Annotated in this window: 10 protein-coding genes and 1 tRNA gene; 6 read left to right on the forward strand and 5 right to left on the reverse strand. The window is 63.6% G+C overall.

Going from position 1 to position 14,292, the window contains the following annotated elements:
• Positions 1–17: 17 nt before the first annotated feature.
• Genes VHA82_RS05645 through VHA82_RS05665 form a run of 5 tightly spaced genes read right to left on the reverse strand, consistent with a single transcriptional unit; the run spans position 18 to position 6,878 of the window.
• Positions 18–2,348: a restriction endonuclease subunit S gene (locus VHA82_RS05645; protein ID WP_325541100.1), complete on the reverse strand. Its 2,331-nt coding sequence runs from the start codon at positions 2,346–2,348 to the stop codon at positions 18–20.
• A complete protein-coding gene (locus tag VHA82_RS05650) occupies positions 2,345–3,820 on the reverse strand; it encodes a class I SAM-dependent DNA methyltransferase (protein ID WP_325541102.1) in 1,476 nt (491 codons plus the stop codon). The genes VHA82_RS05645 and VHA82_RS05650 overlap by 4 nt, the downstream gene beginning before the upstream one ends.
• A 3-nt stretch (positions 3,821–3,823) precedes the next feature.
• Positions 3,824–6,184 (reverse strand): EcoAI/FtnUII family type I restriction enzme subunit R, encoded by a 2,361-nt coding sequence (gene hsdR, locus VHA82_RS05655; protein ID WP_325541104.1) that lies wholly within the window; start codon positions 6,182–6,184, stop codon positions 3,824–3,826.
• Between the two features lie 9 nt (positions 6,185–6,193).
• Complete coding sequence (locus VHA82_RS05660; RefSeq protein WP_325541106.1) at positions 6,194–6,568, reverse strand: type II toxin-antitoxin system RelE/ParE family toxin; 375 nt, start codon at positions 6,566–6,568, stop codon at positions 6,194–6,196.
• Positions 6,561–6,878: a type II toxin-antitoxin system Phd/YefM family antitoxin gene (locus tag VHA82_RS05665; protein WP_325541108.1), complete on the reverse strand. Its 318-nt coding sequence runs from the start codon at positions 6,876–6,878 to the stop codon at positions 6,561–6,563. The genes VHA82_RS05660 and VHA82_RS05665 overlap by 8 nt, the downstream gene beginning before the upstream one ends.
• Before the next feature lie 538 nt (positions 6,879–7,416).
• Here VHA82_RS05665 and VHA82_RS05670 point away from each other — a divergent pair.
• The 6 genes from VHA82_RS05670 (at position 7,417) to VHA82_RS05695 (ending at position 14,285) form a co-directional block, all read left to right on the forward strand.
• Entirely contained in the window at positions 7,417–8,478 is a 1,062-nt protein-coding gene (locus VHA82_RS05670; RefSeq protein WP_325541110.1) for a dienelactone hydrolase, read from the forward strand.
• Positions 8,479–8,701: 223 nt separating this feature from the next.
• Positions 8,702–8,778: transfer RNA gene (locus VHA82_RS05675), tRNA-Pro, on the forward strand.
• Positions 8,779–8,824: 46 nt separating this feature from the next.
• Positions 8,825–10,282 carry a class I adenylate-forming enzyme family protein gene (locus tag VHA82_RS05680; protein ID WP_325541112.1) on the forward strand — a complete coding sequence of 486 codons (1,458 nt, stop codon included), beginning with the start codon at positions 8,825–8,827 and terminating at the stop codon, positions 10,280–10,282.
• 169 nt (positions 10,283–10,451) lie between these two features.
• Positions 10,452–12,191 (forward strand): type IV-A pilus assembly ATPase PilB, encoded by a 1,740-nt coding sequence (gene pilB / locus VHA82_RS05685; RefSeq protein WP_325541114.1) that lies wholly within the window; start codon positions 10,452–10,454, stop codon positions 12,189–12,191.
• A 10-nt stretch (positions 12,192–12,201) separates the two neighbouring features.
• Positions 12,202–13,434 carry a type II secretion system F family protein gene (locus tag VHA82_RS05690; RefSeq protein ID WP_325541116.1) on the forward strand — a complete coding sequence of 411 codons (1,233 nt, stop codon included), beginning with the start codon at positions 12,202–12,204 and terminating at the stop codon, positions 13,432–13,434.
• A complete protein-coding gene (locus VHA82_RS05695; protein ID WP_325541118.1) occupies positions 13,434–14,285 on the forward strand; it encodes an A24 family peptidase in 852 nt (283 codons plus the stop codon). Before VHA82_RS05690 ends, VHA82_RS05695 begins: the two co-directional genes overlap by 1 nt.
• The last annotated feature ends 7 nt before the right edge of the window (positions 14,286–14,292 follow it).

A 14,292-nucleotide genomic window follows, 5' to 3' on the forward strand; every position in this document is an offset into this window, starting at 1 on the left:
GTGAGGGGCTGCCTTCGTCAGTGCAACTGCAGCTTGCCTTGTTGGCCCAGCGTGTGCGGCCCTTTGCCCTGCGGCACCAGCGCATGCTGGCGCAGCCATGCCAGCCAACTTCTCAATTCAGCTTGAGAGAAGCGCTGCTTGCTTGGGTGCCAGTTCTCTCGCACCTCCCTCACGATTTCGTCGTCGTTGGGTTGACGGCCATCGATCAGAAAGTCATTCCAGGCGGCGAACAGCGTCGCGATGATTTCCACCTCGACCGTCGGCTTCTGCGCCAACAGTGCGAGCATGCGATCGAACTCGCTGCGTTGCGCCGCGGAGAGCCGAGACGGCGCCTCTTGCGCCTTCGCCGAAAGATTGGGTCCTTTGCGGTACTCGATCTTCTTATGCCCCTCCTTGGTTGCTCCCTCGACCACGCTGAACCATTGCTCGCGGGCAGCCTCTTCTTCGAACTTGTAGATCCACTTATCCAGCGGGCCGGCAGCATCTCGCATGTATCTTCCGCCAAGGTCGAGGCCCAGATGCGCCTCTGCCATGTAAAGCACCTTGACCTCGGCCGTTCGCCCGAAAGTGCGCTGGTCGCTGAGACGTTGGATGGCATAGCAGCCGATTGCGGTGCGGTCGGGCAAGGAGTCACGCTCTAAGACCGGAAAGAGAATGATCTTGGCGGTGGGATTTAGCAGCTCCTGGATGACCGCCTCAAGAAGAGCTGCTCCTCTTGACTTGGCGGCTTCCTGTTGTTTCTCAAGCTGGTCCACCAAGGCCATCAGCTCGCCCACCTTCGCCACTATCCGGCGTTGCTCTGCGAGCGGTGGGAGGGGGACGAACACCTCTTTGATTTTCTGAACATTGAGGTTCGGCTGCGCGCCACCCGCAGACAACGAGCGCATCTCATCGTATTGCTTTTCCAACAGTAGCTTCAGGTAGCCCTGCATCGAAGGAATGCCATCAAGAGAGCAAACCGCGGCGCACGCCTGGTTGATCGTTGCAGGTATGTCCAGCAAGGCAACTTGGCCTCGCGTCTTCCCCTGACCGTAAAGTGCCACCAGAAGGGTACCTGTCGGATAAACCCTCAGCCGGTGCGCTTTCACGGCGGCCGGCGTTACGAACTCGTCCCCTTCGACAATTCGCGAGCGCGACGTCGATCCGCTTGTAATCCACGGGACCGTTCCGTCTATCCAGAACGAAGCCTCTGTTCTCGACGGCGTGCTTCCAGTCCCGATATCGGTGATCTCACCAAGCATCGTCCAAGTCCAGGTCGCGGGGACATCGTAAGGAGCTTCATCTGAAGTGAACTGACGGCACCGCTTGCTCTTCCGAAGCAAATTTGAGCCAAGCAATTTGTCTCGTTGCATCCCAATGATCTCTAGCAACTTTGCCGCCGGTTCGTCGCTGGGGTCCTGCGGGACAAGCTTGCCTTGGACGGCGAGGGTGAGGATGGACTTGCGGAGGTCGGCTGGAGGGATGCTGTAGGACTTGCGGAAGAGAAGTTCGAGGTTGGCTGGCGTGGGCGCGTCGGCAAAGCGGGCCAGCGACGCGCGGGCGAGCGCGGCGTGTCGCGTCTCCCGTTCCTGCTGCTGCGCCTCCAGCCGATCACACAACGCCATTAACTCATCTACCTTCGCCACGATCCGCTGCTGCTCGGCCAGGGGCGGAATTGGTAGGCTTAGTTGCCCCACCAGCTTCATATTCAGGCCGCGGCGTTGATCCTGTCCGGTGATGTCCCGAATGGCGTAGTAGCGTCCACGAAGGTTCCAAAAGATGTACTCAGGCAGCAGTCGCTCTTCACAGTACGGAATCATTGCGACAAGAGATTGATTCAAGGCGGCTGAGATTCGCAACATGGCCACCGTTGCTCTCGTCCTTCCTTGGCCGTTCAACGCGATCAGGACGGAGTTCGGAGGAACAAGCTTGCAGTTGCTGTTCTCAAGTCCTGCCTCGGTTATCCGCCCATCGCACTCGGTGATCTCGCCCCTATTGACATCGCCAGACACCACCCAGGGGACATTGCCTCCGAAGTAGCTCTGCTCCTGGCGGCTCGGCGTTGCGCCCGTTTGGAGGTCGCACACTTCTGAGATCATGCAGCGCGCCCAAGAGGCCGGGATGTCTACGATGTCGCCTGCCCAAATTGGGCTCCCTTCGACTCGACTCTTCGCGACTCCTCTCGCGATCAACCTGTCCCGTTCAGCGTAGATTTCATCAATCAGCTCCGACGCAGGCGGGTCTGACGGATCCTGCGCTGCGATGCGACCGCTTGTTGCCATTCGCAAAATGAGCTCACGCATCTTCGCCACGGCATCGGGCGCGTCAGCGAAGAGGTCGAACTTCTCAAAGAAGGTCGCGAGTCTCATCGAGCCTTTCCGGCCTGGACCGTGAGCGCGTTCTGAAGTTCAGCCTTCAGCGCGGCGCGGGTGGCGGCTATCTGGGCGAGCAGCTTTTCGTACTCTGGCAGCAGGTGATCCACGTCGCCAGGGCCGGTGTCGGGGTTGTGCGGGTTCTTGAGGTCAAGGTTGAAGTTGCCAGCCTTGATCTCGCCGATCGAGACGCGCCAGGCCTGCTCGTTTTCCACGCGAGCGGCGAAGCCATTGGCCTCGTCGCCCCACCAGACCTTCTCGCCCTCGAACTCCTCGATGCGGATGGGTTTGCCTTTGTTGTAGCTCTTGGCCCCGGCGGGATACGCGTGCTCGTAGTACCACACGGCGGTGGTGGGCGCGCCTTTGGTGAAGAAGAGGAGATTCGTGCGGATGCCGGTGTACGGGTTGAAGACGCCGTTGGGTAACCGGACGATGGTGTGCAGGTTGCAGTCGGTCAGCAGTGCTTCCTTGATGCGGGTCTTCACGCCTTCGCCGAACAGCGTGCCGTCGGGCAACACCAGGCCGGCACGGCCTCCGGGCTTGAGCACCTTCATGAGGAGCACAAGGAACAGGTCCGCGGTCTCGCGCGTGCGGAACTCCGCGGGGAAGTTGGCCTCGATGCCGTCTTCCTCCATGCCGCCAAAGGGCGGGTTGGTGACGATGACGTCGACGCGTTCCTTCGGGCTCCAGTCGCGCAGCGGGCGCGCTAGCGTGTTGTCGTGCCGGACGTTGGATGGCACGTCGATGCCGTGCAGCAGCAGGTTGGTCATGCACAGTATGTGCGGCAGGTGCTTCTTTTCGATGCCGGCGATGCAATCCTGAATCGTGCGTTCGTCGGTGTCGGTTTTCGCCTGCCTGCGAAGATGCTCGATGGCGCACGTGAGGAAGCCGCCGGTGCCGCAAGCGGGGTCCAGGATGGTCTCGCCGAGGCGAGGGTTGACCTGATCGACGATGAACTGAGTGACCGCGCGCGGGGTGTAGAACTCGCCCGCGTTGCCAGCGGACTGAAGGTCTCTGAGCAGCTTCTCGTAAATGTCGCCGAACATGTGACGGTCATCGGAGGCGTTGAAGTCGATGCCGTTGATCTTGTTGATCACCTGCCGCATCAACGTGCCGTTCTTCATGTAGTTGTTGGCATCCTCAAAGACCATGCGGATCAGGCCGGCGATCTTGTTCGCGCCGCCGGTCAGCCCCTTGAGCCTAGGCAGCAGGGTGTTGTTGACGAAGTCGAGCAGAGCATCACCAGTAGTGCCTTCGGCGTCGGTGGCCCAGGCGGACCAGCGCAGGTGCTGCGGAAGCGGTGACTTGTAGCTGTCGCGGATGAGTTCGAGTTCAATCTCGCGGTCGTCGAAGATCTTGAGGAAGAACATCCAGCCGAGCTGTTCGAGCCGCTGCGCGTCGCCGTAGGTACCGGCATCCTTGCGCATGATGTCCTGAATGGACTTGACAATGTTGGAGACGTTGGACATGGGTCAGGCAGCTTCGCTGTAAATCTGTTCTTCGAGTTCTTGAATGGCGGCCAGGTACTTGGGCTTGCCGCCGAAGAGTTTGACGATTTCGATGGGGGTGCCGAAGGTGCTGAGCGGATCGACTTTGAGGATGCCGAGCGACTCGACGCTTTTCAATCCAGCATCGGCGTACTTGTCGAGCAACGCTTCGAGCACGGCCCGCGTCTTGTCGCCATACTTCCCGAACACGTTGCGCTTGCGCACCTTGTCGGCCCGCTCGCGCCGCGTGAGCGGCTTCTGATCGAAGGCGACGTGGCAGATCAAATCGAATGCATCGAGGTCGCGGTTCACCTGCTCAGTCAGTTCGTCGATGAACACGCCTTGGGTCGCAAGTTCGTCCACGATGGCCTGCTTGCGGTCGGCTTCGTTCCAGGCGTTCAGGAACGCATCGAGCGAGGTGTAGGCCTTGCGTACTGCCTTGCGCGTGTAGTCCTTCAAAGACTCGGTGATGAGCTTGCCGTCAGCATCGAGGTACTGCACGCGCTCCGTCGCAACAGTGACTTCCACATCGTCAACGATGTACCTGGGTGTGGGCTCCCGCGCTTCGAGGGGGGTGCCTGGCTCGACCCCATTGGAGTAGCAGATCAGGGGGCTGTCAGTCGCAGAGTGATCGTCCGGTGGCACGGGCGAATCGTCGAGCTTGGGCTCGTACACCTGCACGGGGTCGCCATCGAACTTCGGGTCAGCAAAGAGTGCCGTGGCCCGCTTGAAGTCCATGATGGTGAAGTAGAGCTTGCCGTAGTCCTCGTTGATGCGGGTGCCGCGGCCGATGATCTGCTTGAACTCGGCCATCGAGGCGATGCGTTTGTCAAGCACGATCAGGCGGCAGGTCTGTGCATCGATACCGGTGGACATCAGTTGAGAAGTCGTAGCGATGACCGGAAAGGTGGACTCGGGGTCGATGAAGTTGTCGAGCTGGGCCTTGCCTTCGTCGTTGTCGCCAGTGATGCGCATCACGTAGCGGTTGTTGGCGGCGGCGAGGTCCGCGTTTCCATTGACCAGTGCCTGGCGCATACGCTCGGCATGGTCGATGTTCTCGCAGAAGACGATTGTCTTGGCGAAGCGATCGGTGGCCTTGAGAAATTGCGTGACCTTGTGGGCAACGAGTTCGGTGCGCTTTTCGAGGATGAGGTTGCGGTCGAAGTCGGTCTCGTTGTACTCGCGGTCTTCGATCAACTGGCCGTGCTTGTCGGTCTTGCCCTTCTCGGGGCGCCAACCGTCGAGGTCCTTGTCGATGCCGATGCGGACCACCTTGTACGGGGCGAGGAAACCGTCGTCGATGCCTTGCTTGAGCGAGTAGGTGTAGAGCGGATCTCCGAAGTACTCAATGTTCGATACGTCCTCGGTTTCCTTCGGCGTAGCGGTGAGGCCAATCTGCGTGGCGGACGAGAAGTACTCGAGCACCTTGCGCCAGTTGGCGTCATCGGCGGCGCTACCGCGGTGGCACTCGTCAACGATCACGAGGTCAAAGAAGTCGGGCGAGAATTGCTTGTAGATGTTCTGCTCATCGTCCGTGCCCGAAACGGCTTGGTAGAGCGCAAGGTAGATCTCGAAGGCTTTGTCGACCGTGCGGTTCGTGATCTTGGTCATCGCCTGACCGAAGGGCTTGAAGTCGTTCGTCTTGGTCTGGTCGGCGAGGATGTTGCGGTCGACCAGAAAGAGGATGCGCTTCTTGGCGCCCGATTTCCACAGCCGCCAGATGATCTGGAACGCGGTGTAGGTCTTGCCGGTGCCGGTGGCCATGACCAGCAGCAACCGATTCTCGCCGCGCGCAATCGCGTCGATGGTGCGATTGATGGCGTTGAGTTGGTAGTAGCGCGGCGCCTTGCCTGATCCGTCGTCGTAGTAGTCCTGCGCCGCGACGGCCGCTTGCGCCGGGTTGTAGCCCTTTGAGTTGATGTAGCGGGACCACAACTCCTCAGGTGTCGGGAATTGATCGAGCGCGATCTCGCGTTCGACGGCGGTACTTGAGCTGGTGCGGTCGTGCTCGAGGAACGCATCGCCATTGCAGCTGTAGGCGAACGGAACGTCCAGTATTTCGGCGTACTCAAGCGCCTGCTGCATGCCGGCACCGACCGAGTGGTTGTTGTCCTTCGCCTCGATCACGGCGATGGGTACGCCCGGCTTGAAGTACAAGATGTAGTCTGCCTTCTTGGCCTCGCCTCGACGAACCGTTTTGCCACGAACGATCACCCGGCCCTTGGTGAAGAAGACCTCCTCGCGCACCTGGGTCATCACGTTCCACTTGGCGCTGCTGGTGCCAACGAGCGCCGGGGTGATGAACTTCGTGCGGATGTCCGTTTCAGTCAGCTGCTTCTTGTCCATGGCGCTGCTTCAGGGCTCCCACAGTTTCGCAAATGCGAACGACAGTTGGCGGTGGTGGCGGATCGACAGGAGATAGACAGTCGAGCCTGTGAGCGTGTAGAGGATGAGATAGTCGCCGTGCAGGTACTCGCGCAGAGCATCGGCTGCCCCTGGCGGTAGCGCGGCGAGTTGCGTCATCGCTTCAGCCGACTGTGGCGGCTGGTCCAGGTAGCGACGTCCGATGCGCGGGAAGCGGCGCAGGTTCAGAATGACCGTGCGACGCAGTCCGTCGAGCAGCTTGTCGTACGCCTGAGGTGCATCGGCCTCGGCGAGGAAAGTTTCGACCGACTCCAGCCGTTCGATGAAGCTGGCGGTGAGTTCGACCTGAATTCGCGGCTCAGCCACGTCGTTTCGTGGTCTTGGCTACCGGCTTGCGTGCTTGTTGCAGGCGGGCAATGGCCATGTCCGCGTCCTCGGTACGCCCTGCCGCGATCTCAGCCAGCCCACGCTTCACGTCTTCGAGCAGCAGCAGATGAATGCGCTCGCGCTCCAGGCGGTGGTAGTAATCCAGCCGATCGGCGTCGATCAGCGCGACGTAGCTCTCGCCATTTTTGGTGATGACCTTTTCGCTGCCTTGCTTCACCTCATCGGCGAGCTCGGACAGGGTGGCGCGGGCCTGAGTGAAGGGCACAATGTCCTTGGCAGCGATCGACATGGCAGCTCCCATGTTGCAGAATTCTGCGCAGTCTACCGGATTTGTCGGGACGACGGAAGCAGACCGGTGCGGCACCGATTAACTCGAGTGAGCGGATCGAGACCGTAGATTGCGAGGCGTGCCCGTCAAGGGCGTCGCATGCTGCAACTCCGACTTTCAAGCAGGTCACTGGCATCAGTGACGGCGAACTGCCATACAGCCGCCGCTGGACGACGCGTAAGTGAAGGGCGGCAACCGCTGCGAAGCAGTCAATCGCGAGCCAAGTGGACCATATGACCGCTCCCGACCCCAAAGCAGCCGTCAGAGGATTCCCAAGGAAAGCGGGGCGCCGCTCTCCACGGTGCATGCCTTTCGGCCGATGGCTCGCCTGCCAACATCGCGAAATCGCCTCACCAAACGATCTTTCGCGGTCTCCACTGCGCATCTCGCGCCGCCGGGCCGTCATTTCGTCGCGCGATCGGTGACGCCGTGCCAAAGCGCCGGAATACTTCGGTTGCCGCTTCTCCTGAAGACCTGTCCCATCCGAAAGGTGTCCCCGATGATTTCCCGTTCCATCTCTGGCTTTCGTACCCTCTCGTCAGTCATTGCAGCAGCCGGCCTCTTGCTGCTTCAGCCAGTCGCCGGCGCCACCGAGGCGGGATTTCGCCAAATGACGGTGACCAGCATCGGGGCGGAAGGCAAACCGGCTCACTTCGCCCTTTACTACCCGACGCCCGATGCGGCGCGGGTGATTCCCATGGGGCCGTTCCCGCAGACGGTGGCCATCAACGGAGCGCCGGCGTCGAAATTCAAAGGGCTCATCGTCATCAGCCATGGCACGGCCTCCATCGACATCGGCTTTGCCACGTTGGCGCAGGCTCTGGCGCGCAACGGCTACCTCGTCGCCAGTGTCGAGCACGTGGGTGATACGTGGCAGGACCAGTCGATGCGCGCGACACCCGGGCGCTATTTCTCGGAGCGGCCACGCCAGGCATCGCGCGTGATCGACGCCCTGCTCGCCGACCCGCAATGGCGCGACAGCATCGCCAATGACGCCGACGGGCGGCCGCGCATCGGTGCGGTAGGCCATTCGGCAGGCGGCTACACGGTGCTGGCGCTTGCGGGCGGCAAGCCGGTGCTCTCGCGTCTGCGCACGCATTGCGAAACCGAAGCGCAGCTCGACCCCATCCTGTGCGGCGTGTCGCGCGCCGCCGGCGGCGCCGCGGCGCAGGCAGGCGCCGCGGCGGACGGGCAGGAAGAGCCGGTCCAGGCCGATGCGCGCGTGCGTGCCGTGATGGCGTTGGCGCCGATGGGCGTGGCGTTCAGTGCGTCGTCGCTGGCATCGATCACGGTGCCGGTGGCCATCTACGCCGGCGAGAAGGACACGTATCTCGTGCCGCGCTTTCATGCGCAATGGATCATGCAGAACATGCGCGGCACCAACGTGACGCTGCAACTGGTGCCCAACGCGGGACACTATGCGTTCATGAACACACCGACGATGGACTTGCCCTCGCCGGACGGCAGCGTGGCCCGCGACCCTGAAGGCTTCGACCGGGCTGCGTTCCTGGACCGCCTTGCACAGGAGTCGATCGCGTTTTTCGATCTGAATCTGCGATAGGTGCGGTTGCGCCTCCCTCTGAAACGCAAGGCGCGATGGCTGGGTCGCAAACGCTCCGAAGGGCTCATACGGATGTATGGCGCCCGCGCCGTGCCGATCAGCCGATTCCTGATGCATCATCGGTTCTCGGTGCTGCCCACCCGTCTTTGCTACAATCCCGGGCTCACGCCGCAGCGAGAACACCAGCGCATCAGCGTCTGGCCTGCATCGCGCCGCGGCGAATCGGGGTGTAGCTTAGCCTGGTAGAGCGCTACGTTCGGGACGTAGAGGCCGGAGGTTCGAATCCTCTCACCCCGACCAGCTTTCCTTTCCTCCTTCTTCTTCCTTGCGAACGGGCGGTCCACGCGTGAACATCGTCGAGCCGATCCACGAGCATGCGCGCGCCAAGGGCGATGCGCCTGCTGTCTTCCTGCGCCACCGCCGGGTCACCTGGCGCGAACTCTCTGAATTCATCGACGCGGCGGCCGTGCTCTTCCGCCGCCGCGGGCTCGCCGCGGGCCAGCGCGTCGGCCTGTGCTGCGAAGGGCCGCTCCTGCACCTCGTGGCCGCGCTCGGCCTCGCGCAAGCCGGCGTGGCCCACGTCGCGCTGCCGGCGGGCGACCTGCACTCGGCCCGGCAGCGCATCATCGACAAGCTGCGCCTGGACGCCGTCATCGCCGACAAGCAACCCGTTCTCGAATCGCAGCCCAACGGGCTCCTCTTCGACCGCGTGCCGAAATTCCCGGCCAAAAGCCGCCCCGAGGTGCCGCCGCCTCACGGCGACGCCGACATGGGCTGGCTCATCCTGCAGTCGTCCGGCACGACCGGCGAGCCGAAATTCGCCGAGCTGTCGCACGCGCTCTCGATGGCCCGCTTCGAACGCTTCCCTTCCCTGTACGGCTGCGGCCCCGATGACGTGTTCTGGCCCGTGTCGCGGCTCGAGTTCGTCGTGGCCAAGCAGCGCGCCGTCTGCGCGCTGCAGGCGGGCGCGGCGGTCTGTCTCGCGGCGCGCGGCCCCATCACGGCGGAACTGCTCGACTTCCTGCGGAGATCGGGCGTCACGCTCGCCTGCGGCACACCGCTGCAGATGCACAACCTGCTCGCCCTCGTGGACCAGACGCAGCCGCTTCCCGCGCTGCGCGCCTTCGAGGTCCGCTCCGCCACCGTGAGCGAGCGGCTGCGCCGCGAATTCCGCGAAAAGTTCTGCCCGGGGCTTCACGTCGTGTACGGCACGAACGAAGGCGAAGCGCTCGCCATCGCCTCGCCGGAACTGCAGTCGCGCGTGCGCGACACGGTGGGCGTCGCCACGCCGTCGATGGAAATCCAGGTGGTCGATCCCGACGGCGTGCCGCTCGCGCCGGGCGGCGTGGGCGAAGTGCGCGCGCGCGGCGCGGGCGTCGTGTCCCGCTACATCGACAACGCGGAGGCCACCGCCCGGTCGTTTCGCGACGGCTGGTTCCATCCCGGCGACATCGCCTTCATGACCGCCGAAGGCGCCGTGGTGCTGCAGGGCCGCAAGGACGACATGATGATCTGCGACGGGATGAACATCTACCCGGCCGAGATCGAGAATGCCCTGCTCGAGCATCCCGCCGTGAAGGAAGCGGCCGCCTATCCCATCAAGCATCCGCAGGCCCAGGACATGCCGGCCGCGGCGGTGACGCTCGAAAGCCCCGCGACCGAGCAGGAACTGATTCGCCACTGCCGCGAGCGCATCGGCCTCAGCTACCCGCGCGTGGTGCGCATCATGGACGAGTTGCCCCGCAACCCGATGGGCAAGGTGCTCAAGCGCAAGCTCTCGGCCGAGGGCCTGCCCGCCGCCTGATGAAGCCCGGCCGGGGGCTGCCGCCGCGTTGCGCTCGTTTCACGCGCAAGGGCCTTGCGGGGCGCGGCGGGGCCGCATCACATTTACACCCGGGGCCCTTTCGGCGATGATGCACTGATGACCTGTTCCGGCTGTCAGCCGCGTCTACGCCAGTTACATTTTTTCGTTCATGGCCGCCGTCGATCCCGCCACCGCTGAAGCGCCATCGGTCGCACTGCCAGGCTTGGCCCGAGCCCTCGTCACGGCCGGCAAGCTGGGACAGAAGGCCGCCGAGGACATCTACCGCAAGGCGCAGGCGAACCGCACGAGTTTCATCGCCGAACTGACCGGCTCGGGCGCCGTTTCCGCCTTCGACCTCGCGCACACGATGTCGGCGGCGTACGGCGCGCCGCTGCTCGACCTGGATGCGATCGACATCCATCGCCTGCCGAAGAGCCTCCTCGACACGAAGATCTGCCAGGCCTATCGCGTGGTGGTGCTGTCCAAGCGCAACAACCGCCTCACGGTGGCAACCGCCGATCCGTCGGACCAGGGCTGCGCGGAAAAGATCAAGTTCGCCACGCAGATGGGCGTGGACTGGGTCATCGCCGAATACGACAAGCTCACGAAGCTGGTGGAGCAGCAGGCCACCACCGCGACGGAGACGATGGACTCGATCATCGGCGACGATTTCGAGTTCGACGAAGGCAGCATGGACTCCTCGGTCGTCGACGACGACGAGAAGGCCGCCACTTCCGAAGTCGACGACGCGCCGGTCGTCAAGTTCCTGCACAAGATGCTGCTGGATGCGATCAGCCAGCGCGCGTCGGACCTTCACTTCGAGCCGTACGAATACCACTACCGCGTGCGCTTTCGCATCGACGGCGAACTGCGCGAGATCGCCTCTCCGCCCGTCGCCATCAAGGACAAGCTCGCCTCGCGCATCAAGGTGATCTCGCGCCTCGACATCTCCGAAAAGCGCGTGCCGCAGGACGGCCGAATGAAGCTGAAGGTCGGGCCCGACCGCGTGATCGACTTCCGCGTGAGCACGCTGCCCACCCTCTTCGGCGAAAAGATCGTGATCCGTATCCTCGACCCGTCCAGCGCCAAGCTGGGCATCGAAGCGCTCGGCTACGACCCCGAAGAGAAAAAGCGCCTGATGGACGCCATCGGCCGCCCGTACGGCATGGTGCTCGTGACCGGCCCCACGGGGTCGGGCAAGACGGTGTCGCTCTACACCTGCCTCAACCTCCTGAACAAGCCGGGCGTGAACATTTCCACCGCGGAGGACCCGGCGGAAATCAACCTGCCCGGCGTGAACCAGGTGAACGTGAACGAGAAGGCGGGCCTCACGTTCGCGGCCGCGCTCAAATCGTTCCTGCGGCAGGACCCGGACGTGATCATGGTGGGCGAAATCCGCGACCTCGAAACCGCCGACATCGCGATCAAGGCCGCGCAGACCGGCCACATGGTGATGTCCACGCTGCACACGAACGACGCGCCCACCACGCTCACGCGGATGCGCAACATGGGCATCGCGCCGTTCAACATCGCCTCCAGCGTGATCCTGATCACGGCGCAGCGCCTCGCGCGGCGCCTCTGCCCCAACTGCAAGCAGCCGGCCGACATCCCCTACGAGAACCTGATCGAAGCGGGCTTCACGGAAGAAGACGTGGACGGCACGTGGACGCCCTACCGGCCGGTCGGCTGCAGCGCGTGCAACAACGGCTACAAGGGACGCGTGGGCATCTACCAGGTGATGCCGATCAGCGAGGACATGCAGCAGCTCATCCTGCGCGATGGCAGCGCGCTCGACATCGCGGCGCAGGCCCGCAAGGAAGGCGTGCGCAGCCTGCGCGAATCGGGCCTGCAGAAGGTGCGCGCGGGGGTCACTTCCCTGGAAGAGATCCTCGCCGTCACCAACGAATAAGGAGTCGATCATGGCAACGGCAGCAAGCGGCACCGCGGGAAAGATCCAGGTCCAGGAGTTCGTCTTCGAGTGGGAGGGCAAGGACCGCAACGGCAAGCAGGTGCGGGGCGAAACTCGCGCGGGCGGCGAACACCAGGTGATGTCGGCGCTCAGGCGCCAGGGCATCACGCCGGGCAAGATCAAGAAGCGCCGCATGCGTTCGGGCAAGAAGATCGCGGCCAAGGACATCGCCATCTTCACGCGCCAGCTCGCGACGATGATGAAGGCGGGCGTGCCGCTTCTGCAGGCGTTCGACATCGTGGGCCGCGGCAACTCGAATGCGAGCGTGACGAAGCTCCTGAACGACATCCGCACCGACGTCGAGACCGGCACGTCGCTCTCGGCCGCGTTTCGCAAGTACCCGCTTTACTTCGACAACCTCTACTGCAACCTGGTGGAAGCGGGCGAAGCGGCCGGTATTCTCGAAAGCCTGCTGGACCGCCTGGCCGTCTACATGGAAAAGACGGAAGCGATCAAGTCGAAGATCAAGTCGGCGCTCATGTACCCGGCCGCCGTGGTCGTCGTGGCCTTCATCGTGGTGACGGTGATCATGATCTTCGTGATCCCGGCGTTCAAGCAGGTGTTCACCTCGTTCGGCGCCGACCTGCCCGCGCCCACGCTCTTCGTGATCGGCATGAGCGAATTCTTCGTCTCCTACTGGTACCTGATCTTCGGCGGGCTGGGCGGCGGCTTCTACTTCTTCATGCAGGCCTGGAAGCGCAACGAGCGGGTGCAGCAGTTCATGGACCGCCTCATGCTGAAGCTGCCGGTTTTCGGCGACCTCATCTACAAGTCGGTGATCGCGCGCTGGACGCGCACGCTCGCCACGATGTTCGCGGCCGGCGTGCCGCTCGTCGAAGCGCTCGACTCCGTGGGCGGCGCCTCGGGCAACTCGGTCTACATCAAGGCGACCGAGAAGATCCAGCAGGAAGTCTCCACCGGCACGAGCCTCACGGTGGCCATGCAGAACGCGAACGTGTTTCCGACCATGGTGCTGCAGATGTGCGCGATCGGAGAGGAGTCCGGCTCGATCGACCACATGCTCGGCAAGGCGGCGGACTTCTACGAAGCCGAGGTCGACGACATGGTGGCGGGCCTCTCGAGCCTGATGGAGCCGATCATCATCGTGTTCCTGGGCGGGCTGATCGGCGGCATCGTGATCTCGATGTACCTGCCGATCTTCAAGCTGGGCCAGGTCGTCTGATGCTGTTGTCTCCCGTGGCGGACGCCGTCATCGCCGGCGTCTTCGGTCTGCTCGTCGGCAGCTTCCTGAACGTCGTCATCTACCGGCTGCCGAAAATGCTGGAGCGGCAGTGGGCCGCCGAATGCGCGCAGATGCAGGGCCAGGAGGCGGCGGACGCGGGGCCGCCCTTCAACCTCGTGACGCCGCGCTCGCGCTGCCGCCAGTGCGCACACATGATCCGCTGGTACGAAAACATCCCGCTCGTCTCCTACGCGGTCCTGCGCGGCAAGTGCTCGAACTGCGGCACGCCGATCGGTCTGCGCTACCCGATCGTCGAAGCCGCGACGGGCGGACTCTTCGCCTTCTGCATCGCGCACTGGGGGCTGGGGCTCGAGGGCGTCGCCTGGTGCGTCTTCTCCGCGGCGATCCTCGCGCTCGCGCTGATCGACTGGGATACCACGCTCCTGCCCGACGACATCACGCAGCCGCTGCTGTGGGGCGGGCTCATCGTGGCGGCGCTCGGCTGGACGCGGCTGCCGCTTTCCACCGCGGTGTGGGGCGCGGTGTGGGGCTACATGTCGCTCTGGATCGTCTACCAGGCCTTCAGGCTGCTCACCGGCAAGGAAGGCATGGGCTATGGCGACTTCAAGCTGTTCGCGGCCCTGGGCGCGTGGTTCGGCTGGCAGGCGCTCGTGCCGATCATCCTCATGGCCTCGGTGATCGGGGCGGCGATCGGGATCGTGATGAAACTCTCCGATGCGCTGCGCGAAGGGCGGTACGTGCCCTTCGGGCCGTTTCTCGCGCTCGCGGGGCTCACGGGCATGATCTTCGGCCCGGGGGCGATCCTGGGTGTGCTGGGCGTGCGCTACTGAAGGGAGC

Source organism: Ramlibacter sp. (genome assembly GCF_035548915.1).
GTDB lineage: Bacteria > Pseudomonadota > Gammaproteobacteria > Burkholderiales > Burkholderiaceae_C > Ramlibacter.